We start from the raw sequence: 21,322 nt of genomic DNA, 5'->3' as shown, positions 1-21,322 counted from the left end.
TTGGCAGCTCGACGCCACGCGGTTCACCCGTTCGGTAGCGCAACCAGCGAGGACCTCACGCGTTCTTGTTGCAGTCGGCCTCACCCGGCCGCAACGCCCCACCTGACACCTAGGAGTGCTCCACCATGTCCCGTATCGCGAAGGCTGCCGTCCTGACCACCGCCGTAGCCGCGTCCGTGGCGGGCGCCGCCGGCGTCGCGAACGCCGACGCCGGCGCGCACGGCGCTGCCGTTGGCTCCCCGGGCGTTCTCTCCGGCAACGTCGTGCAGGTCCCGGTCCACATCCCGATCAACCTGTGCGGCAACACCATCGACATCATCGGCCTGCTGAACCCGGCCTTCGGCAACGTCTGCATCAACGACTGACGCCTCGCCGGTCCTCCCCCACGCGACGGCGCCGCGCCCCGGGCCTCCCCCCGGGCGTGGCGCCGTCGTTTTGTCGCACTGGTCCGACGATCGGACCACCGCGCCTCGTTCGGGTGCCGTGGCGGGAAATCCGGCGGGACGGGGTTTCCCGCGCACGCGGGGCTCGTTACAGAGGGCAGACACCCGCCGCCCGGCCGGTCGAGCACCGGGCCGGGAAGCGTGTGGTTCCGCACGATGCCCTTTCCAGGAAGGACTCCCCCGATGAAGCCCACGAAGGTTGCCGCGGTCCTCGCCGGCTCTGTGATGGCGATGGGCGTGGCGGCACCGGCCTTCGCCGACACCCTCACCCCCTCCAGCCTCAACGGAGCGGTCGACACGCTGGGCAAGCGGGGCCTGCCCGAGGCGGTTCCCGCCGACCGCATCGGCGAGATCACCGACAACAAGCTGGTCGGCAAGGTCGCGAAGACCGGCCTCGGCGCGACCCAGAAGGCCAAGCCGCTGCTGGGCGGACTGCCGCTCGGCGGCTGAAGCCGCACGCACGGAGGCGGGGCGGGACCGGATCGGGTCCCGCCCCGCCTCGCAGTATGACGGCCCGGCACCACACCCGCGACGGCCCTCGTGGTGCCGCGGGCCCCTCCGCCTCCGTCCCACCCCTCACCGTCCGCGCCCCCGCACCCGGCCGCCCCGCCGTCGTGTGCCCCGCCCCCGGCGCGCTCCAGTCCGTGTGCGCCTCCCGCGATCGGGTGAGTTCCGCGTCGTCCGCCCGCGCCGCTCGTTCATCGGGGCAGCGAACGGCACCGCCGGTCGCCCCAGTCCACATGCCCGGGAAGGCGTACGCAGACATGAACGTGAAGTCCCCGGCCGGTACGGCGCTCCTGGCCGCCTGCCTCGCTTCGGCGGCGGCCACGGCCCTCGCCGCCCCCGCCACGGCCTCGCAGGCACGCCCTGCGGCCCCGGAGCCCACCGCGGCGTCCGACGTGCCCCTGGAGGTCCCGCTGAGCCCGCTGAGCCAGGTGCTGCCCCTGGAGGCGCCCACCGTCACCACCGGCGTGCCCGCCGCGGCGCCCGGCATGCCGGAGGGCGCCGGCCGCGTCGGCGAGGGCGGCCTTCCCGAAGTGCTGGTGCCGCGCACGCCCGTCACCGCGGTGCTGCCGTCGACGAACGTCACCGCCCCGCTGCCCGGCCTCCTCGGCGGCCGCCCGCTCGGCACGGCGATGCTCGCGTCGCCCCGCAGCGACGTGGAGTCCAGCACTCCGGGCGCCACTCTCGGTGACCCCGTCGGCCTGCCGGAGACCGGCGTACTGGCCGCTCTGCCGGATCTCGGCACCCCCCGGGCGGCGCTCCTCGGCCCGACCCTGTCCGGCGTCGTCGCCCCCGGGCTGGCCCTCCTCCCGTCCGGCTCCTGAGCCGGGCCGCCGCCCCGCGGATGAACGGGAGCGCGCGGGAGTGAAGGGGGAGTGAAGAAAGCATTCCTCCCGCCACCCGCCGCGCGAACGCTCGTTACACCCGGCGGCTTGTCGCATGGTCACCGCCCGCGGTGCCCCGCCCGGCGCCGGCGCATCCAGCGTCGTCTCCGGGCGGGTCCCGCGGGCTTCTTCGTTGCCGCCCACGCGCGCGCAGGGACGGGCCCGGCCGTTGGGCTCTTGGTGTGAGCGGGGCGGTCCACCCGTTACCGGCCGTGAGGAGCGGCGTTGTAGCCGGGTGACGACCGCTGGTCCGCGGTCATGTTTTCCACGTACAAGGAGATCCTCAATGTCGCGCATCGCGAAGGCTGCCGTCGTCCTCGCCGGCACGAGCGCTGTCGTCCTGAGCGGGGCCGGCCTCGCCGTCGCCGACGCGGGGGCCGGCGCCGTCGCTGCCAACTCCCCCGGTGTCGCCTCGGGCAACATCCTGCAGGTCCCGGTCCACATCCCGGTCAACGTCTGCGGCAACACGCTCAACCTCGTCGGCCTGCTGAACCCGACCTTCGGCAACACGTGCGCCAACATCGGCGGCGACCACAAGGACCACCACGGCGAGCACGGCTACGGCAGCTGACCCCGCCCGTCACGACGGTGGCCCCCCGGTCCGCGACCGGGGGGCCACTCTCGTGTGTACCGCCCCTCCACGCGCGCGTGGCGCCTCGCCCGGGCGGGGCGGTCAGGCGTACCGGTACACGTGGCCGTGGTCCTCCAGCTGCGCGGGCGTCACCGTCCACGGCGGCATCGGCTCGTCGCGCGAGACCACGCGGCCGAACTGCGCCGTGCCGGGCAGCGGGGGCGTCGCCGGCAGGTAGCGGGCCTTCGGGTTGCGGGCCTGCCAGCGGGACCAGACCGCGTCCACGAAGGCGTGGTGCAGCCAGAACACCGGATCGTTGACCGAGGCGGCGCCGAGCATCAGGCCGCCCACCCAGCGGTGCACCTTGTTGTGGGTGCGGAGCCGGGCGCTTCCCGTGCCGCGCGTCCAGCCCTCCAGGCGGTTGCGGAAGCCGCCGCCGCTGGTGGAGTTCCAGGGCGACACGTCGTAGACCGTCTCCCCCGTCGCCCACGCCAGCTCGGACCGGGTCGGCAGCTCGACGGGGTCCTTGGGGTGCCCGAAGTCGCGGGTCAGGAAGCGGTTCTCGGTGACGCCCACGGTGATCGGCCAGTTGCCCGTGCGGTACGCGAAGGGCCCGGTGGTCACCTGCAGGTCGCCGCGCCGCCCGTTGCCGCCCATGAAGTCCTCGCCCCACAGCGGCCCGGCGGGACTGCGGTCCCGCGTCCAGTCCCAGTACGGCACGGTGATCGTCCGGTCGATCTGCCGCAGGTCCCTTTCGAAGTCCAGCAGGTACTGCCGGTGCCACGGCAGGAAGGACGGCGCCATATGGGCGGTCCGCAGGCCCGTCTCCCCGTCGGCGTTGTAGTACTTCACATGCGTGCGGACGTACTCGTCGTACCGGCCGCTGCGCTTCAGCTCCAGCACGGCGGCGACGAACCGCCGCCGCTCCGCCTTCGTCAGGTCCCGCTGGTCCTTACGCGTGTACGCCACGGTGGCCCTCCTCCCGCCGGACAGCGGAGCCGTGCTCCACGCCGTGCGCCGCCAGCCGGGCGCCGCCCAGCTCGTCGACGGCGGCGCGGGTCGCGGCGAGCGGCGTCGGATACGCCTCGTAGTGGTTCACCAGCGTCAGAAAGCCGCCGTCGGCGCACCGCATGAGGTGCAGCTCCCGTCCGTCGACCAGCACCTCGAACCCGCCGGCCGACGCCGCCGCAGGGCGGCCCTTGATGCGCCGCCCCCGGTACATCTCGTCGAACGCCCCCTCCGCGCGCGCGTGGGACCCGCCTCCGGGTGCCGGGGGGTGCCCACCGCCGACGGGGGCGCCCGCCGAGGGCCCGGATGCGCCGTCGGGCGGAGCGGTGGCGACGCGGGCGAGCGCGCCGCCGGTCAGCGCCGCGACGGCGGCCGTGAACAGCGTGCGCAGCACACCGCGGCGGAGCAGGCCCCGGCGGCGGTACCGGCCGGTGGGCGGCATCTGCGGTCTGGTGACGGTCATGACGTGATCTCCCGTACGGGTCGTGCGGGCGGTGGACTCCCCTCCCCTTGCGGGCCCAACGACCCGGCCGGCGAACCGTTCCGGCGCGTGAGGCCGAATCCCGTACGCGTCAAGGTGAATCGAGCCGAACGGGTAGCACCCGAACGGGTGAAAAACCGCCGGGTAGGCCCCTTTCACACCATTAGGCTCCGACCCCATGACCTCTTCCACCGCCGTATACGCGGACAGCCGGCGCTCCCCGCTGGGCACGCTCACCGTCATCCCCTGGTGCAGTGAGCCGACCGCCGACGACCCCGGCGACCCGCTGCTGATGGTCTACTCGCTCGGCGACGGCCGGGACGGCCCGGAGGCCGGCCAGCTGGCGATGCGCGCCCAGCTGGAGCAGCTGGGCCTGTCCATCGGCACGCACCTGGTGGACCTCGGCAGCGACCACCGCTTCTCCGCCTCGCTGCTGGTGGAGGCCGAGCGGGCGGTGCTGACGCTTCCGTTCATGCGCGCCCAGTGCCCCGTACCGCCGGAGTGGCAGCGCGCCGCGCACGCCAAGGGGCAGGTGTACCTGATCCTCGCGGTCCGCCCGTGGCCTCAGGCCGTGCCGGGCCGGGCGGTCCCGCCGGAGGAGCTGCGCGCCTTCGTGTCGGGCGAGGGGTTCCTGGAGGGCAGCGCGCACTGCCTGGTTCCCGTCCTGCGCGTGCGCACCTGACCCGAGAGGACCGCCCCAAGCCATGACGATGACCCGCGGCGCCCATGTGCGGCCCGCCCCCGCCCACGCCCGCTCCGCCGCGCAGCCGCCCGCGGGCCGGCACGCCGCCGGCGGCGGACGCGTCCTCGCCTGGCTGCTGGTGGTGACCGGCGCGGCCGGGGTGCTGGCGTCGTGGGTCATCACGCTGGACAAGTTCCGGCTCCTGGAGGACCCGCACTTCACACCGGGGTGCAGCCTCAATCCGGTCGTGTCCTGCGGCAGCGTCATGAAGAGCGAGCAGGCGGCGGTGTTCGGCTTCCCCAACCCGATGCTCGGCCTCGTCACGTACGGCATGGTCGTGGCGATCGGCGCCGGGCTGCTGGCGGGCGCCCGTTACCGGGACTGGTTCTGGCTCGGCCTCAACGCGGGCACGCTGTTCGGCGTCGGTTTCTGCACCTGGCTGATGTGGCAGTCGCTGTACGAGATCAACGCCCTGTGCCTGTGGTGCTGCCTCGCCTGGGCGGCGACGATCACGATGTTCTGGCACGTCACCGCCGAGAACGCCCGGCACGGCCGACTGCCCGTCCCGGTGGGCGTACGGCGCTTCCTGGACGACATGCCGTGGGTGGCGCCCGTTCTGCACCTCGGCATCATCGGAACGCTCGTTCTGACCCGCTGGTGGGACTTCTGGACCAGCTGACGCCCCGCCGGGGCGCCTCGGCGCGGGTGCGCGCCTCGCGCCTCGCGGTGGGTGCGCCCCAAGGCCGTCTCGGGGCCTTCCCCGGGTCCCCTCAGGGCCTCCTCCGGGCTTTCTCGGGGTCCTCTCAGGGCCTTCCCCGATAGCCCGCCGGTCAGAGGCCGGGCAGACTCGGGTCAGTGGGCGGCGGCGCGCGGTGTGGAGGTGTCGACGGCCAGGCTGACGGCGAGCGCTCCGAGGACGGCCCCCATGGCGTACCGCTGGGTCCGCAGCCAGGCCGGGCGGCGGGCGAGGAAGACGGCGATGCCGCCCGCGGCGACGACGATGGCCAGGTTCACCCCGACGCTGACGACGATCTGCACGGCGCCGAGCAAGAGCCCCTGCGCGAGGACGTGACCCTCGTCGACATCGATGAACTGCGGGATGAGCGACAGATACATGATGGCGATCTTGGGGTTGAGCAGGCTGGTCATCAGCCCCATGGTGTACAGCCGGCGCGGTGAGTCCGGCGACAACTCCTGCGGGGTGAAGACGGACACCCCTCCGGGCCGGAGGGCGCACCACGCGAGCCAGCCCAGGTAGGCGGCGCCGGCCAGCTTCACGGCGAGGTAGAGCTGCGGCACGGCGACGAACAGGACGGACAGACCGAGGTTCGTCGCCAGCAGGTAGATGAGGAACCCCGTGGCGACCCCGCCGAGCGAGACGACGCCGGCGCGGCGTCCCTGGGTGAGGGAGCGGGAGACGAGGTAGATCATGTTCGGTCCGGGGGTGAGCACCATGCCCAGCCCGATCACCAGGACGCCCAGCAGGGCGCTGCTGTCCACCACGGTCGTGCCCCCTCAAGTCCCGTGCGACATCGTGAAATCGAGCATATTGACTGCGAATAACTCAGTGCAATAAAAACATTGCACTCGGTGCAATGTGACGCGTGCGGACAGGGGGCGGGCGGATGAGGGACTACCAGAAGGTGGCGGAGGCGGTCGCGGCGGACATCGCGGCCGGACGGCTCAGGCCGGGCGACCGGCTGCCGCCGCAGAGGCGGTTCGCCCGCGACCGGGGCATCGCACCGTCCACGGCGGCCCGCGTCTACCGGGAGCTGGCGCGGCGCGGCCTGACGGTTGGTGAGGTGGGCCGGGGCACGTTCGTACGGGCCGCGGAGAGCCGCCCGGCCGGCCCCGCGCTGAGCGCCCCGCCGCAGCAGCCGGTGAACCTGGAACTGAACTACCCCGTGGTCCCCGAGCAGGCCGCCCTCCTGTCCGATCCGCTGGGCGGGCTGCTGAGGCCCGACGCGCTGGAGGCCGCGCTGCGCCCGGTCGGCCCCACGGGCACGCCCGAGGCCCGTACGGCCGCGGCCCGCCTGCTGGCCCGCGCCGATTGGCACCCCCGCCCCGAGCAGTTGCTGTTCACCGGCAACGGCCGCCAGGCGATCTCCGCCGCCGTCGCCGCACTGGTCCCGCCGGGCGGGCGGCTGGGCGCCGAGGAACTGACGTACCCGGTGCTGAAGTCCATCGCGGGGCGCCTGGGCGTGAGCGTCGTACCGCTGGCCATGGACGGGGACGGCGTACGGCCGGACGCCCTCGCCGCCGCGCACCGCACGGCCCCGCTGCACGCCGTCTACGTACAGCCGGCGCTGCACAATCCGCTGTCGCTCACCATGCCGCCCGCGCGGCGGGCCGAACTCGCCGCCACCGTACGGCGGCTGGACGTGCCGCTGATCGAGGACGCGATCTGGGCGTTCCTGCACGACGACCTGCCGCCGCTCGCGGCACTGGCACCGGAGCGGACCGTCCTGGTCGACAGCCTGTCGAAGCGCCTCGCCCCCGGTCTGACCGTCGGCTTCGCCGTCGTACCGGACGCGTCGGCGGCGGCCGTCGAGGCGGCGGTCCGCTCCGGCGGATGGGTCCCGTCGGGCTTCGCCCTGGAGGCCGCCACGCGCTGGGAGGCGTCCGGCACCGTCGAGGCGCTCGTCCGGGCGAAGCGCCGGGAGGTCCAGCGGCGCCAGGACCTTGCGGCCCGCCACCTGGCGGGTTTCGCCGTGCGTACCGACCCGCGTTCCTGCTTCTGCTGGTGGGAGCTGCCGCCGGCATGGCGGGCCGACATGTTCGTGGCGGCTGCCGCACGGCATGGCATAGCGGTGACCCCGGCGTCGGCGTTCACGGCGGACCCTCAGCGGGCGCCCAACGCCGTACGCCTCGGGCTGGCGTCACCGGATCCGGAAACGCTCACCTGGGCGCTGCGGACCCTGGCGAGTGTGGCGGCCTCGCCCCCGGACGCCGGGATACCGGCCTGACGGGACGGCGTCCCTTCACGCGGCGGCCGGGTCGGCCACCTCGATCTTCTCGGCCCCGATCCGCCGCATCCGCTCGGTGCCCCACTGCCCCAGCGCCCCCAGGGCGGCGTTGAGGGACACGCCGTGCTCCGTCAGGGAGTACTCGACCTTCGGCGGCACCTGGCGGTACACCTCGCGGTGGACGAGCCCGTCCTCCTCCATCTCCCGCAGGTGCTGGATCAGCATCTTCTCGCTGACCCCGGGCAGTCCGCGCCGCAGCTCCGCGAACCTGCGTGTGCCGTGGTGGTGCAGCTCCCACAGGATGAGCGACTTCCACTTGCCCGCGACGACGTCCATCGCCGCGTCGATACCGCAGAAGTAGGGACCGCGTCGAGCCGATCCGGCCATCAGACCCTCCAAGCACTCGTCCACCAGGGGTACTTACCTTTTGGTGAGTACCCCACTAATTAGTCCGTACTGGTCAACAGTACCGGCGGCGGAGAGGATCGAAACCAAGGACGAACCGAAGGGGGAGTAACCGAAATGACTGCTGACAAGCGTGTCCAGGTGAGCGTTCTCGGGCTGGGAGCGATGGGCAGCGCCCTGGCGGAGGCCCTGGTCCAGGCGGGCCACGACACCACGGTGTGGAACCGGACTCCGGCGAAGGCGGAGGCCCTCGCCGCGCGGGGAGCGACGGCCGCCGCCACCGCGGGTGACGCAGTGCGCGCGGCCCCGCTGGTCATCGCGTGCCTGCTGGACCACGCCTCGGTCCACGAGGTGCTCGACCCGCTCACGGGCGACCTGGCGGGTCGGACGCTGGTCAACGTGACCACGACATCCCCGGCCCAGTCGCGGGAGCTGGCCGAGTGGGCCGCCGCGGCGGGCATCGCCTACCTGGACGGCGGCATCATGGCCGTACCGCAGATGATCGGGAAGTCCGGGTCGTCGATCCTCTACAGCGGGTCCGCCGAGGTGTTCGAGGAGTACAGGCAGGTGCTCGACCTGTGGGGCGCGAGCACATACTTCGGTGACGACGCGGGTCTCGCGTCCCTGTACGACCTGGCGCTGCTCGCCGGCATGTACGTGATGTTCGCCGGCTTCATGCACGGTGCCGCGATGGTGGCCCCCGCCGGTGTGACGGCACGGCAGTTCGCCGGCTTGGCCGCGCCGTGGCTGAGCGCCATGACGGGGACGCTCGACGGGTACGCCCAGGTCATCGACGGCGGAGACTACACGGTGGAGGGGCAGCAGAGCCTGGAGTTCTCCAGCCTGGACGACATCCTCGCCGCCAGTTCGGCGCAGGGCATCAGCACCGAGGTGGTCGACATGGTGCAGACGCTGATCCGGCGCCAGATCGACGCGGGCCACGGCAAGGAGGCGTTCCCCCGGATCATCGAGAGCATCCGCTGAATTGGGTGTCGCCGGGCCCGCTCCGGTGGGTAGCGTCGCGCGAATGACTCTCGCTTACGACGTATCGGGCACCGGTCCCGCCGTGGTGCTGCTCCACTCCTCTGTGTGCGACCGCCGCATGTGGGACCCGCAGTGGTCTGATCTGGCCGCTGCGGGCTACCGGGTGGTGCGGTGCGACTTCCGGGGGCACGGCGATTCACCGGTACCGGACGGCCCGCACAGCGACGCGGCCGACGTCGCCGAGCTCATGGAGCACGTGGGCATCGGACGGGCCGCGCTCGTCGGCTCCTCCTACGGCGGCAGGGTCGCCCTCGAACTGGCGGCCTCCCGGCCCGAGGCCGTCACCGCCCTGGCCCTCCTCTGCTCGGCGCTGCCCGGCCACGCCCCGGGAGCCGGACTGCGGGCCTTCGACGAGCGGGAGGAGGCCCTCTTCGAGGCCGACGACCTGCCGGGCGCCGTGGAGCTGAACGTGGCGACCTGGCTGGGTCCCGACGCCACCGACGAGGTGCGGGAGCAGGTCCGCGCCATGCAGCGCCGGGCGTTCGAACTGCAGTGGACCGCGGAGGGCTTCCCCTCGCCGCGGCCCGAGGTGGACCTCCGCCGCATCACCGTTCCGTGCCTGGCCGTCTCGGGCGGACACGACCTGCCGGACTTCCGCGCGATGGCCGCGACCATCGCGGCCCAGGCCCCCGCCGCCCGCCATCTGGAACTACCCTGGGCCGGCCACCTGCCGTCCCTGGAACGCCCCGAGGAGACGACGGCCCTGCTGACCCACTTCCTCAAGGAGACCACCACCCCCGACTGACCGGGCCCACGGAGCGGCAGGGCCGACTGCGGCTGCGACTGCGGGCTGCGGGCAGCGGGCTGCGGGCGGCCGACCACGGTCATGGAGCGCACCCTTCCCGCCTCGGCATCGACGAAGGGCGCTACACCGGGAAACCCTCACCCGGAACGGCCGTCTGCCCATCCGGTAAAGCCCAGGCAGCACGAGAAAGCCCCGGTCAGAAGGATCTGACCGGGGCTTTCGACTGAGCCGCCTTCGGGATTCGAACCCGAGACCTACGCATTACGAGTGCGTTGCTCTGGCCAACTGAGCTAAGGCGGCACACCGCGCTTTCCCCCTGGGGGGTGCAGCAGCGAGGACAAGTCTACACAGGTGAACGGGGTGCTCTTGCACGCCCTTGTTCGAGCGGGGGCGCGGGGCTGCCGCCACCGTGCGTCCGTGCTCCCGCGGGTCAGCCCGCGCGCAGGGCCATGGCCATGGCCTCCACCGCGAGGAGCGGGGCGACGTTCCGGTCGAGGGCCTCGCGGCAGGCGAGGACCGCCTCTATCCGCCGCAGGGTCGCCTCCGGGGTGCTCTCGCGGGCGATCCGGTCGAGGGCGTCCTGCACGTCCTCGTTGGCGATCGCGGTGCGGGTGCCGAGCTGGAGGGCGAGCACGTCCCGGTAGAAGCCGGTCAGGTCGCTGAGGGCCAGGTCCAGGCTGTCGCGCTGCGTACGGGTCCTCCGGCGCTTCTGCTTGTCCTCCAGCTCCTTCATCACCCCCGCCGTGCCGCGCGGCATGCGCCCGCCCTGCGCGGCGCCGAGCGCGGCCTTCAGGTCCTCCGTCTCCTTGACGTCGGTCTCCTCGGCCAGCTGCTTGGCGTCCTCCCCCGCCGCGTCGATCAGCTCCTGGGCCGCCTTGAGGCAGGCACCCACGTCGTGGACGCGCAGGGGCAGCTTCAGGACGGCGGCGCGGCGGGCGCGGGCGCGCTCGTCGGTGGCGAGGCGCCGGGCCCGGTCGATGTGGCCCTGCGTGGCTCGGGCGGCGGCGGCAGCCGTCTCCGGATCGATGCCGTCGCGCCGTACGAGCACGTCGGCAACGGCCTCCACCGGAGGCGTGCGCAGCGTGAGGTGCCGGCATCGGGAGCGGATCGTGGGCAGCACGTCTTCCAGGGAGGGGGCGCACAGCAGCCAGACCGTGCGGGGCGCGGGCTCCTCGACGGCCTTCAGCAGGACGTTCCCCGCGCCCTCGGTGAGGCGGTCGGCGTCCTCCAGGACGATGACCTGCCAGCGCCCGCCGGCCGGGGAGAGCTGCGCGCGGCGGACCAGCTCGCGGGTCTCCTTGACGCCGATGGACAGCAGGTCCGTCCGGATCACCTCCACGTCGGCGTGCGTGCCGATGAGGGCGGTGTGGCAGCCGTCGCAGAAGCCGCAGCCGGGCTCCCCGCCGAGCGCCCGGTCGGGGCTGACGCACTGGAGGGCGGCGGCGAAGCAGCGGGCGGCGGTGTCGCGCCCCGCGCCGGGCGGGCCGGTGAACAGCCAGGCGTGCGTCATCTTGGACTTCGAGGCGTCGGGCGGCGCCGTGCCCTGCGCCTCGGCCGTGACGAGCGCGTCGGCGTCCCGCGCGGCGGCGGCGAGCTGCGCCTGCACACGATCCTGGCCCACCAGGTCATCCCATACGGGCACGGGTCACCACCTTCATCTCACGCCGCGGCATCTCCACCGGCGCCACCCATTGTGACGGAGCCCTCTGACAACGCCCGCCGCGCCGGAACCGGTCCGGGCCGTGCTTCTGCGGCGAAGCACGGCCCGGCCTGCGCGAGCGTCAGCGGCGGCGGCCGCGCCTACCGCCGTCGTCGTCCCCGCCCTCGTCGTCGTGGCCGCCGAGCAGTTCGTCGGCGAGGGACGGCAGGTCGTCGAGCGGAGTCTCCTCCGCCCAGTCGGGCCGCTCACGCCGCGGCCTGCCCCGCTCGTCGACCTGCGGCAGCTCGCGCGTCCGCTCGTTCCCGCCGTCCGGCTCGGCCGCGGCGCCCGGCCGGATCTCGTCGCGGAAGAAGCCGGGCGGCACCCGGTCGTCGGGCCGCTCGTCCCGTACGGGCGGCAGCACCGCCGTCTCCGCGACGTCCGGGGCGGGGTCGTCCTTGCGCATGCTGATGCGCTGCGTGTCCTCGTCCGGCCGGACAGCGGGCTCGGCCGACCCGGCCGCGGGCTCCGGCTTGCGCATGTCGATGCGCTGCGTCTCGTCCTCCGCGCGGGGCCGGTCGTCCTTGGTCAGGTCGATGCGGGCCGCGGGCAGGGGCTGCGTGATCTCGTCGGGCCGTACGACGGGGGTGGGCACGGTCACGTCGTGCGGCGACACGGACGCCGCCCTCGCCGCCGCCGCTGCCGCGGCGGCCGCAGCGGCTGCCTCGGCCTCGGCCGCCGCCTGACGGCGGGCCTCCTCCGCGCGCAGCAGGGCCTCCTCGGCCTTGCGCTGCTTCTCCCGGCGCCGCTCCTCGGCCTCGGCGCGCAGCCGGGCCTCCTCCTCGGCGCGCTTGCGAAGCCGCTCCTGCTCCTCGCGGCGGGCCTTCTCCTCGGCCTCGCGCCGCCGGCGCTCCTCCTCGGCGAGCCGCCGCGCCTCGGCCGCCCGCTGGCGGGCCTCCTCGGCCTGCCGCTCGGCCTCGCGGCGGCGGGCTTCCTCCTCCTCGCGCCGCTTGCGCTCCTCCTCCTCGGCGCGCAGCCGGGCCAGCTGCTCCTGGCGCTCGCGCTCCAGGCGTTCGGCCTCGGCCTTCCGCCGGGCCTCTTCCTCGGCCTTGCGGCGTGCCTCCTCCTCGGCGGCCTTCCGCGCCTCCTCCAGCGCCTTCACCTCGGCGTCGGACAGCGGCAGCATCTGGTCGAGGCGGTGGCGTACGACGGTGGTGACGGCCTCGGGCTCCTGGCCGGCGTCCACGACGAGGTACCGGGCGGGGTCCGCCGCCGCGAGGGCGAGGAAACCGGCCCGTACGCGCGCGTGGAACTCGGCCGGCTCCGACTCCAGCCGGTCCGGCGCCTCCGTGAACCGCTCGCGCGCCGTCTCCGGCGACACGTCGAGCAGGACGGTCAGGTGCGGGACGAGCCCGCCGGTGGCCCAGCGGGAGATCCGGGCGATCTCCGTCGGGGACAGGTCGCGGCCCGCGCCCTGGTAGGCGACGGACGAGTCGATGTACCGGTCGGAGATGACGACGGCGCCGCGCTCCAGGGCGGGGCGGACCAGCGAGTCGACGTGCTCGGCTCGGTCGGCGGCGTACAGCAGTGCCTCGGCGCGGTGGGAGAGCCCGGCGGAGGACACGTCGAGCAGGATCGAGCGGAGCCGCTTGCCGATGGGCGTGGCACCCGGCTCGCGGGTGACGACCACTTCGTGGCCCTTCGCGCGGATCCACTCGGCGAGCGCGGTGACCTGCGTGGACTTGCCGGCGCCGTCGCCGCCCTCCAGGGCGATGAAGAAGCCGGTGGGGGCGGGGGCCTGGGCCGGGTCGGCGCCGCGCAGGGCGTCGCGCAGATCGCGGCGCAGCGGTACGCCCGACCGGTCGTCGGTCTTGGCGAGGACGAGCGCGGCGACGGGCAGCAGCAGCGCGCCGACGAGCATCAGCGTGAACGCGGCGCCGGCGTGCGCGAAGACGTGGTCCCCGACGGCGAGGCGGTGCGGGCCGATGGCGGCGGCGAACAGCGGAGCGGCGAGCGCGCCGAGCGCGATGGCGACGCGGACGACGGCCTGGAGGTGCTCGGTCAGGCGGGGCCTGCGGAACTCCTCGGTCTCCTGGTCGATCAGCGTGTGCCCGACGTTCGCGGCGACACCGGCCGACAGTCCGGCGGCGAGCGCCAGGAACAGGACGGTGGCCGTGTCGAGCACGAGGCCCATCACGAGCAGCAGCACCCCGGTCAGCGCGGTCGCCAGGGCGAGGAGGCGGCGGCGGGACAGGGCGGGCAGCACGGAGCGCGCGCCGCGGATGCCCAGGGCCGTACCGCCGGTCAGGGCGAGGACGAGCAGCGCGTACGTGACGGGGCCGCCGCGCAGCTCACCGGCGTGCAGCACGGCGACGGCCGCGGCGGCGGCCACCGCCCCGGCGACCGCGGCGCAGGCGAGGACGAGCAGCGGTATGGCACCCGTCCGGCCCTTCTCCGGGCCCGCGCCGTTGGACGGGCGGCGCAGGCCCTCCAGCGGGGAGCGGGGGCGGGGCGTCTGCGTGTCGGGCAGCTGCAGGAAGTACAGGATCGACAGGGAGCCGGCGAACAGTCCGGCCGCCGCGTACGAGCCGAGTGCCGCCTGGTGCCTGCCAAACCAGTCGACGCCGAGCGCCAGCAGCCCGGCGAGCAGGGCCGTGACGAGCAGGGCGACGGCGGCCAGCGGCACGGCGGCGAAACCGGTGCGCAGCGAGAGCCGCCGCAGCGCCCCCAGGTGGTCGGGCAGCGGCCGTACGGCGGCGCCCTCCAGCGGCGGGGCGGGCAGCAGGGCGGGCGCGGCGCTCTCCTTGGCGATGGTCCAGAACCGCTCGGCGGCGCCCGCCAGGAAGACCGAGATCAGCAGCAGCAGGACGGCGTGCCGGGGTGTCCACACGATCCACAGCGGGGCGACGACCAGCAGTGCGATCCGTACGCCGTCGGCAGCGATCATCGTCCAGCGGCGGTCGAGGGGGCCGCTGGAGGCGACGAGTCCGCTCATCGGGCCGAGCAGCACGGCACCGAGCAGCAGCGTGGACAGCGCGCGTGCGCCGAGGACGGCGGCGACCGCGAAGGCCGCCCCGCGCACGCCTCCGCCGAACGTCTCCGCCGTGACGGCGGCCCGTACGGTGAGGATGACCAGGGTGAGCAGGGCGAGCGCGTCCGCGACGCCACCGATGAGCGACGCGCTCCACAGCCTGCGAAGCGGCGGGTTGCGCAGCAGCGCCCGTACGGCGCGCTCGCGGGAGTCCGCGGCGAGTGCGGCGTCGGAGACTTCGGGGTCTGAGGTGGGGCCCAGGGCCGTTGGCTGCTCGGCTCGCGTCATCCCCTCAGCCTATCCGCCCGGGCTGACACTCATACGCCCCGACCGAACGCGCGAGCGCATCCGCGGACGCGCGGCGCCACACCCGCGGGCGCAGCGCCGCGGCAGCGGAGGGGAACGGGGCGGTGAGGCCCGTCACACACCCCGCGCCGGGCCCGGGCGTGTCCTCCGAACGGGGGTCGGCCCGCACCTCATCCACGCGGCGGCCGCCCAGGACGACGCCCGGACGGAAAAACCCGCCCGGCGCTCATACGGCCGGGCGGGCCGTTCCGTCTACTGGTCGGAGAAGGTCCTCCCCGGAGGACGCCCTACCGGTCGAGGACGTCCTACCGGTCGAGGACGCCCTACTCGTCGGAGGACGTCGACGAGTCCGAGGCCGCGGCCTTGGCACCCGCCGCTGCCGTCTTCTTCGCCGTCGTCTTCTTGGCCGCCGACTTGGTCGTCGTCTTCTTCGCGGCGGTCTTCTTGGCAGCCGTCGTCTTCGCCGCCGTCGTCTTCTTCGCGGCCGTCTTCTTGGTGGCGGTCTTCTTGGCGGTCTTCTTCGCCGGTGCCTTCGCCCGCTTCTCGGCGAGCAGCTCGAAGCCGCGCTCCGGCGTGATGGTCTCCACGCTGTCGCCGCTGCGCAGGGTCGCGTTCGTCTCGCCGTCCGTCACGTACGGGCCGAAACGGCCGTCCTTGACGACGACGGGACGCTCGCTCACCGGGTCGTTGCCCAGCTCCTTCAGCGGCGGCTTGGCGGCGGCGCGGCCGCGCTGCTTGGGCTGGGCGTAGATGGCGAGGGCTTCGTCCAGCGTGATCGTGAAGAGCTGCTCCTCGCTCTCCAGCGACCGCGAGTCGGTGCCCTTCTTCAGATACGGGCCGTAGCGGCCGTTCTGCGCGGTGATCTCGACGCCCTCGGGGTCCTTGCCGACGACGCGCGGCAGCGACATCAGCTTGAGCGCGTCCTCCAGGGTCACCGTGTCGATGGACATCGACTTGAAGAGGGAGGCCGTGCGCGGCTTCACCGCGTTCTTGCCGGTCTTCGGGGTGCCCTCGGGGAGGATCTCCGTGACGTACGGGCCGTAGCGGCCGTCCTTGGCGACGATCGTGTGACCGGTCGCCGGGTCGGTGCCCAGCTCGAAGTCGCCGCTCGGCTTGGCGAGCAGTTCCTCCGCGTACTCCACGGTCAGCTCGTCGGGCGCCAGGTCGGCGGGGACGTCCGCGCGCTGGTGCCCCTCCTCGTCCTTCACGCCGCGCTCGATGTACGGGCCGTAGCGGCCGACGCGCAGCACGATGCCGTTGCCGACGGGGAAGGAGGAGATCTCCCGGGCGTCGATCGCGCCAAGGTCCGTGACCAGCTCCTTCAGTCCGCCGAGGTGGTCGCCGTCGCCGTTGCCCGCGTCGGCGGCGCCGGTGCCCGTGGCAGCGCCCGCGCCCTCGCCGAAGTAGAACCGCTTCAGCCACGGCACGGCCTGCGCCTCACCGCGCGCGATGCGGTCGAGGTCGTCCTCCATCTTCGCGGTGAAGTCGTAGTCGACGAGCCGGCCGAAGTGCTTCTCCAGCAGGTTGACGACGGCGAAGGAGAGGAACGACGGGACGAGCGCCGTGCCCTTCTTGAAGACGTAGCCGCGCTCCAGGATCGTGCCGAGGATCGACGCGTACGTCGACGGGCGGCCGATCTCGCGCTCCTCCAGCTCCTTGACCAGCGACGCCTCGGTGTAGCGGGCCGGCGGCTTGGTGGCGTGGCCGTCCGCCGTGATCTCCTCAGCGGTCAGCGCGTCGCCCTCCGCGACCTGCGGGAGGCGGCGCTCGCGGTCGTCCAGCTCGGCGTTCGGGTCGTCGGCCCCCTCCACGTACGCCTTCATGAAGCCGTGGAAGGTGATCGTCTTGCCGGACGCGCTGAACTCGGCGTCACGGCCGTCGGCGGCACGGCCACCGATCCGGACGGTGACGGAGTTGCCGACGGCGTCCTTCATCTGGGAGGCGACAGTCCGCTTCCAGATCAGCTCGTACAGCCGGAACTGGTCACCGGTGAGCCCGGTCTCGGCGGGCGTGCGGAAGCGGTCGCCGGAGGGGCGGATCGCCTCGTGCGCCTCCTGCGCGTTCTTGACCTTGCCGGCGTACGTGCGCGGCGCGTCGGGCAGGTAGTCGGCGCCGTACAGCTGCGTGACCTGCGCGCGGGCGGCGGCGATGGCCGTGTCGGACAGCGTCGTGGAGTCCGTACGCATGTAGGTGATGAAGCCGTTCTCGTACAGCTTCTGCGCGATCTGCATCGTCGCCTTCGCGCCGAAGCCGAGCTTGCGGCTCGCCTCCTGCTGGAGGGTGGTGGTGCGGAACGGCGCGTACGGGGAGCGGCGGTACGGCTTGGACTCGACCGAGCGGACGCTGAAGCCCGTGTCGGCGAGCGCGGCGGCCAGGGAGCGGGCGTTCGCCTCGTCCAGGTGGAGCACCTGGTCGCTCTTGAGGCGGCCGTCCGGGCCGAAGTCGCGGCCCTGGGCGACGCGGCGGCCGTCGACCGAGGCCAGGCGGGCCGTCAGGGTCGACGGGTCGGACGGGTCGCCGGCGCGGCCGGTGCCGAAGGTGCCGGTGAGGTCCCAGTACTCGGCGGAGCGGAACGCGATGCGCTCGCGCTCCCGCTCGACGACGAGCCGGGTGGCGACGGACTGCACGCGGCCGGCGGACAGCCGGGGCATGACCTTCTTCCACAGGACCGGCGAGACCTCGTAGCCGTAGAGCCGGTCCAGGATGCGGCGGGTCTCCTGCGCGTCGACCATCCGCTTGTTCAGCTCGCGCGGGTTGGCGACGGCCTGCTGGATCGCGTCCTTGGTGATCTCGTGGAAGACCATCCGGTGGACGGGGACCTTGGGCTTGAGGACCTCCAGGAGGTGCCAGGCGATGGCCTCGCCCTCGCGGTCCTCATCGGTGGCCAGGTAGAGCTCGTCGGACTCGGCGAGCTGCTCCTTCAACTTCCTGACCTGGGCTTTTTTATCGGCGTTGACGACGTAGATCGGCTGGAAGTCGTGTTCGACGTCCACGCCGAGGCGGCGCACCTCGCCGGTGTACTTCTCGGGCACCTCCGCGGCGCCGTTCGGGAGGTCGCGGATGTGCCCGACACTCGCCTCGACGACGTAGCCGGGGCCGAGGTAGCCCTTGATCGTCTTCGCCTTGGCAGGCGACTCGACGATGACGAGTCGGCGGCCGCCCTGTGCGGTCTCGCGTGTCGGGGACAACTCTTCGCTCTTCTCTCCGGTCGGCGCTCGGTGCATGTGCGGCGCGACGCGGCCCCGCTGGGGCGCGCCTCGGGCACTGCGGGCACTGCGCCACGGCTGTGACGCTGCTGTCGCTGCGGAGTGTGACGGTACAACCCGCCCCCGTGTCAAACGGCGAAAGCCCGCAACGGCCACTCGAACGGTAACCCGACTTCGGGCATTCCTGCCGCCCGGACTCCCCTCATGGCGCGGAGGGCCCGGTTCCGGCGGCGGGCCGCCCGGCCTGTGCGCCGAGCGCTGCCCCGGGCCGTCCGGGGCGCCCGTTCCGGCCCGGTTCCTGCCGGGTTCGGGCTGCTCAGGGCGTACGTCCCGGGCGGGTGCGGGCCCGGGTGCGCCGGGCGTGGGAGCGGCCTGCGGTGAAACCGGTCAGATCCGGCTGAAGCACCACACGCCGAGCGCCAGGAAGACGGCCCCGGAGCCCACGGCGAAGGCGAGCGCTGTGGCCGGGCTCACCCCGTGCGCCACCGGAGCGCGGTGCGTCACACGCGCCGCCGTCCACACCAGCAGCCCCGCGCCGAAGATCGTGAACGCCGCGCCCGCGAAGATGGCCGGTCCGCTCTCCATGCCCGTACCCCGTTCCGTCGTACCAGTCCCCGGGGGAGCCCGCCGGTCGCGCACGGGCCGGGTGCGCGGCCCGGTGGTGTGCGCCCCGCGCGGAGCCGGGGCCGGGACCGGGTGTCTGGCCGGGGCGGGGCCGCGCTGCGGGTGTCCCTGGGGGGAGGCTGGCACCTCCGGGCGTCGGGAGCGCGAATTGCGGGTGAACGACGCGGGGCCCGGCGGGGCCGTTCACCCACCCGGACGCCGAAGCCGCCACCCCGCCGGGCCCAGGAGCAGGCCCCGGCGCCGTGCGGGCTCAAGCCGGGACCACCGCGCTGAGCCGACGTCGCAGCCGGACCGCCTCGCCGCGCCCAGGCCCAGACCCAAGCCCGGGCCGCAGCCGAAGCGCCCGCCGCGCCCGGACGCAGCGTTCGGACTGCCGCCCCAGCCGTCAGCCGCGCCCCTCCGGTCCGACCGGCTCCAGGAAGCCCTCCTCCACCAGCAGGCGGATGGCCTGGGGCGTGCGGTCCCGCAGGACGACCGGGTCCTCGCCCATCAACTGGGCGATGGCGTCCAGGATGCGGCCCGCGCTGAGCGTGCCGTCGCACACCCCGGCGAACCCGGCGCCGACCGTGTCGACCTTGGTCGCGCGCCGCATCCCCCGGTTCTGCCGCAGGATGACGTGCTCGGGGTCCTCCGCGCCGGGCAGCCCGACCTGCTCCTGCACCACCTCGGGCGCGAGCCTGAAGTGGTCGGTGAGCAGGGCCGCGTCGTCGCGCGAGCGGAGGTAGTCCTGGCGGGCGAAGTGGGCCCGCACGGTCTCGCCGAGCGGCTGCTCCACCGGGTGCGGCCACTCCTCGACCACGATCGACGGCTCGTCGGCGCCGGACTTGCGCAGGGTGATCCAGCCGAAGCCGACCGCCTTGGTCCGGCGCGCCTCGAACTCGTCGAGCCACGCCTCGTACCGCGCCCGGTACTCCTCCGGGCCGGCCCGGTGGTCGCCGGCGTCCCGCAGCCACAACTCCGCGTACTGCGTGATGTCCTGGACCTCGCGCTGGATGATCCACGCGTCGCAGCCGCGCGGCACCCACGAGCGGACGCGGTCCTTCCAGTCCTCGCCCTCGACGTGCTGCCAGTTGGCCAGGAACTGGGCGTATCCCCCGTCGTTGAGCCGGTCGCCCGACTGCTGGACGAGGGTGCGGCACAGGTCGTCGCCGCCCATCCCGCCGTCCCGGTACGTCAGCCGGGCGCCGGGCGAGATGACGAACGGCGGATTCGACACGATCAGGTCGTACGTCTCCGAGGCCACCGGCTCGAACAGCGAACCGGCCCGCAGATCGGCCTCGGGCGCGCCGGACAGCGCGAGCGTCAGCCGCGTGAACTCCAGCGCCCGCGGGTTGAGGTCCGTCGCGGTCACGCGGGTGGCGTGGCGCGTGGCGTGCAGCGCCTGGATGCCCGAGCCGGTGCCGACGTCCAGCGCGGAGGCGACGGGGGTCCTCACCGTGAGCCCGGCGAGCGTGGTGGACGCGCCGCCGACACCGAGGACGACGCCCTCGCCCCGGCCGCCGGCCCCGCCCGCACCGCCCACGGCGCACCCGAGGTCGGACACGATGTACCAGTCCTCGCCGTCGGGGCCGCCGTACGGGCGCACGTCGACCACGGCCCTGACGTCGTCGCCGTCCCGTACGACCCAGCCGCCGGCCAGCGCCTCGTCCAGCGGGAGGGCCTTGCCGGCCCGCTCGTACGGGACGGGCTGCTGGAGCAGGAACAGCCGGACGAGGGTGTCCAGCGTCCCGTCCCCGCGGGTGGCGCGCAGGGCGGGCACCGTCTCGCTGCGGGCGAGCGCGGCGTAGGCGGTCGCGCCGAGCCGGTCGAGCAGCCCGTCGGCGGTGAAGCCGGCGGCCAGGAAGGCGGAGCGCAGGCGGTCGGCGTGGTGGGGTGCGGGAAGGCCGGTGGCCGGGCTGGTCGTACTCACCCACTCATTGTGACCGGCGCCACCGGCAATGACGAACGGCCCGGCGTCCCTGTGGACAACCGGGCCGAACGGGTGTGGCACGTACCGCTACTCGGCGGCGCCGCTCGCCGGGGCGGACGGCTTCGCGGAGGCCGCGGGCTTCGCCGACGCACCGCCGGAGGCCGCCGCGGACGGCGCGGCGGAGCCGCCGGGCTTGGCGGCGGGGCCGCTGGTCGTGGTGGGCGCGGCGGACGGCTTGGCCTTCTGGCAACCGGGCTGGCGGGCCATGGCGCCGCCGAGTTCGCCGGTCTGGAGCTTGCCCAGCGCGTCCTGGTCCATCTTCTCGATGCGCTTGAGGCTGTCCGCGACGCCCTTGAGGCCGTCGGCGAACTTCTGCTGGTCCTTGGTGTCGAGGGCGTCGACCTGCTTGCGGAGGCCCTCGTAGGCGGTCGCGGTGGAGTTGAGCTCCTTGACGGCGTCCTGGTGGAGCTTCTCGCCGCTGTCGACGGGCGGGACGCCGGCGCCCTGGACCGCCTTGGCGAGCGCCCTGTTCGAGTCGGCGATGTCCTGGAACGCCTTCGAGTCCGCCGCCTGGACGTCGGCGGGCTTGCTGTCCGCCGCGGTCGAGATGATGGTCTGCTGGGCGCCGGCCCGCTTCTGCAGCGGGGTCCTGGCCTGTTCGCAGAAGGTCTTCGCCCAGGCCTCCACCTTCTTGCCCTCGTCTTCGACTTCGTCCCCGCTGCAGCCCGACAGCGCGAGTACCAGCACCGCACCGCCGGACAGCGCGGCTGCAAGCTTCTTGTTCACCGGTTTGGTCCCTTCCAAGGCTCTCGGCCCCGGAACATACACGCCAAGTGGGCGACATCCGCGTGTCGTGCAACCATTTCGTACGCTT

19 protein-coding genes and 1 tRNA gene are annotated in these 21,322 nt (G+C 73.8%); 9 read left to right on the top strand and 11 right to left on the bottom strand.

The features are described from left to right. Nucleotides 1-125 precede the first annotated feature (125 nt). The 4 genes from ACSUPT_RS16485 (at nucleotide 126) to ACSUPT_RS16470 (ending at nucleotide 2,402) form a co-directional block, all read left to right on the top strand. Complete coding sequence (locus tag ACSUPT_RS16485) at nucleotides 126-365, top strand: chaplin (protein ID WP_351963976.1); 240 nt, start codon at nucleotides 126-128, stop codon at nucleotides 363-365. Nucleotides 366-626: 261 nt separating this feature from the next. Continuing rightward, nucleotides 627-893 carry a hypothetical protein gene (locus tag ACSUPT_RS16480; protein WP_351963975.1) on the top strand — a complete coding sequence of 89 codons (267 nt, stop codon included), beginning with the start codon at nucleotides 627-629 and terminating at the stop codon, nucleotides 891-893. 314 nt (nucleotides 894-1,207) lie between these two features. Further along, the gene (locus tag ACSUPT_RS16475) at nucleotides 1,208-1,771 is read left to right on the top strand and encodes a hypothetical protein (RefSeq protein WP_351963974.1); all 564 of its coding nucleotides are present in this window, start codon (nucleotides 1,208-1,210) and stop codon (nucleotides 1,769-1,771) included. A 346-nt stretch (nucleotides 1,772-2,117) separates the two neighbouring features. Continuing rightward, a complete protein-coding gene (locus tag ACSUPT_RS16470; protein ID WP_436944771.1) occupies nucleotides 2,118-2,402 on the top strand; it encodes a chaplin in 285 nt (94 codons plus the stop codon). Nucleotides 2,403-2,504: 102 nt separating this feature from the next. Here ACSUPT_RS16470 and ACSUPT_RS16465 read toward each other — a convergent pair whose 3' ends face one another. Beyond that, entirely contained in the window at nucleotides 2,505-3,371 is an 867-nt protein-coding gene (locus ACSUPT_RS16465; RefSeq protein WP_361656123.1) for a tyrosinase family protein, read from the bottom strand. Beyond that, a complete protein-coding gene (locus tag ACSUPT_RS16460; protein WP_436944770.1) occupies nucleotides 3,355-3,873 on the bottom strand; it encodes a tyrosinase family oxidase copper chaperone in 519 nt (172 codons plus the stop codon). The genes ACSUPT_RS16465 and ACSUPT_RS16460 overlap by 17 nt, the downstream gene beginning before the upstream one ends. 196 nt (nucleotides 3,874-4,069) lie before the next feature. On the opposite strand from ACSUPT_RS16460, the gene ACSUPT_RS16455 reads away from it, so the two are divergent. Both ACSUPT_RS16455 and ACSUPT_RS16450 read left to right on the top strand, forming a co-directional pair. Continuing rightward, nucleotides 4,070-4,573, top strand: a complete 504-nt coding sequence (locus ACSUPT_RS16455) for a DUF5949 family protein (protein ID WP_351963970.1) — start codon at nucleotides 4,070-4,072, stop codon at nucleotides 4,571-4,573. A gap of 22 nt (nucleotides 4,574-4,595) precedes the next feature. Beyond that, nucleotides 4,596-5,252 (top strand): vitamin K epoxide reductase family protein, encoded by a 657-nt coding sequence (locus ACSUPT_RS16450; protein ID WP_436944769.1) that lies wholly within the window; start codon nucleotides 4,596-4,598, stop codon nucleotides 5,250-5,252. Nucleotides 5,253-5,425: 173 nt separating this feature from the next. On the opposite strand, the gene ACSUPT_RS16445 is transcribed toward ACSUPT_RS16450, so the two are convergent. Next, the gene (locus ACSUPT_RS16445) at nucleotides 5,426-6,028 is read right to left on the bottom strand and encodes a LysE family translocator (protein ID WP_436946223.1); all 603 of its coding nucleotides are present in this window, start codon (nucleotides 6,026-6,028) and stop codon (nucleotides 5,426-5,428) included. Nucleotides 6,029-6,198: 170 nt separating this feature from the next. On the opposite strand from ACSUPT_RS16445, the gene ACSUPT_RS16440 reads away from it, so the two are divergent. After that, nucleotides 6,199-7,539: a PLP-dependent aminotransferase family protein gene (locus ACSUPT_RS16440; protein WP_351963967.1), complete on the top strand. Its 1,341-nt coding sequence runs from the start codon at nucleotides 6,199-6,201 to the stop codon at nucleotides 7,537-7,539. A gap of 15 nt (nucleotides 7,540-7,554) precedes the next feature. On the opposite strand, the gene ACSUPT_RS16435 is transcribed toward ACSUPT_RS16440, so the two are convergent. Then, nucleotides 7,555-7,926, bottom strand: coding sequence for a winged helix-turn-helix transcriptional regulator (locus ACSUPT_RS16435; protein WP_351963966.1), 372 nt, complete (start codon nucleotides 7,924-7,926; stop codon nucleotides 7,555-7,557). A 135-nt stretch (nucleotides 7,927-8,061) separates the two neighbouring features. Here ACSUPT_RS16435 and ACSUPT_RS16430 point away from each other — a divergent pair, with 135 nt between their 5' ends. Next, nucleotides 8,062-8,928 carry an NAD(P)-dependent oxidoreductase gene (locus tag ACSUPT_RS16430; RefSeq protein ID WP_436944768.1) on the top strand — a complete coding sequence of 289 codons (867 nt, stop codon included), beginning with the start codon at nucleotides 8,062-8,064 and terminating at the stop codon, nucleotides 8,926-8,928. A gap of 43 nt (nucleotides 8,929-8,971) precedes the next feature. Further along, entirely contained in the window at nucleotides 8,972-9,733 is a 762-nt protein-coding gene (locus ACSUPT_RS16425; RefSeq protein ID WP_436944767.1) for an alpha/beta fold hydrolase, read from the top strand. 226 nt (nucleotides 9,734-9,959) lie between these two features. Here ACSUPT_RS16425 and ACSUPT_RS16420 read toward each other — a convergent pair. From ACSUPT_RS16420 to ACSUPT_RS16390, 7 genes are all read right to left on the bottom strand, one after another. Next, nucleotides 9,960-10,033 (bottom strand) — tRNA-Thr (locus ACSUPT_RS16420). A 130-nt stretch (nucleotides 10,034-10,163) separates the two neighbouring features. Then, on the bottom strand, nucleotides 10,164-11,375 hold the full coding sequence (locus ACSUPT_RS16415; RefSeq protein WP_365724620.1) for a DNA polymerase III subunit delta': 1,212 nt from the start codon (nucleotides 11,373-11,375) through the stop codon (nucleotides 10,164-10,166). A 139-nt stretch (nucleotides 11,376-11,514) separates the two neighbouring features. Further along, entirely contained in the window at nucleotides 11,515-14,691 is a 3,177-nt protein-coding gene (gene tmk, locus ACSUPT_RS16410) for a dTMP kinase (protein ID WP_436944766.1), read from the bottom strand. A gap of 341 nt (nucleotides 14,692-15,032) precedes the next feature. Then, nucleotides 15,033-17,897, bottom strand: coding sequence for a type I DNA topoisomerase (gene topA, locus ACSUPT_RS16405; protein WP_436944765.1), 2,865 nt, complete (start codon nucleotides 17,895-17,897; stop codon nucleotides 15,033-15,035). A 405-nt stretch (nucleotides 17,898-18,302) separates the two neighbouring features. Next, on the bottom strand, nucleotides 18,303-18,500 hold the full coding sequence (locus ACSUPT_RS16400) for a hypothetical protein (RefSeq protein ID WP_361656095.1): 198 nt from the start codon (nucleotides 18,498-18,500) through the stop codon (nucleotides 18,303-18,305). A 424-nt stretch (nucleotides 18,501-18,924) separates the two neighbouring features. Then, nucleotides 18,925-20,448, bottom strand: a complete 1,524-nt coding sequence (locus tag ACSUPT_RS16395) for a DUF7059 domain-containing protein (RefSeq protein ID WP_436944763.1) — start codon at nucleotides 20,446-20,448, stop codon at nucleotides 18,925-18,927. An 87-nt stretch (nucleotides 20,449-20,535) separates the two neighbouring features. Beyond that, the gene (locus tag ACSUPT_RS16390; protein ID WP_351963957.1) at nucleotides 20,536-21,234 is read right to left on the bottom strand and encodes a small secreted protein; all 699 of its coding nucleotides are present in this window, start codon (nucleotides 21,232-21,234) and stop codon (nucleotides 20,536-20,538) included. Between the last annotated feature and the right edge of the window lie 88 nt (nucleotides 21,235-21,322).

It is taken from the genome of Streptomyces sp. SudanB25_2051 (assembly GCF_964272635.1).
Taxonomy (GTDB): Bacteria; Actinomycetota; Actinomycetes; order Streptomycetales; family Streptomycetaceae; genus Streptomyces.
The sequence above is the reverse complement of the archived record's forward strand: the minus strand, read 5'-3'. Positions and strand labels throughout refer to the sequence as shown.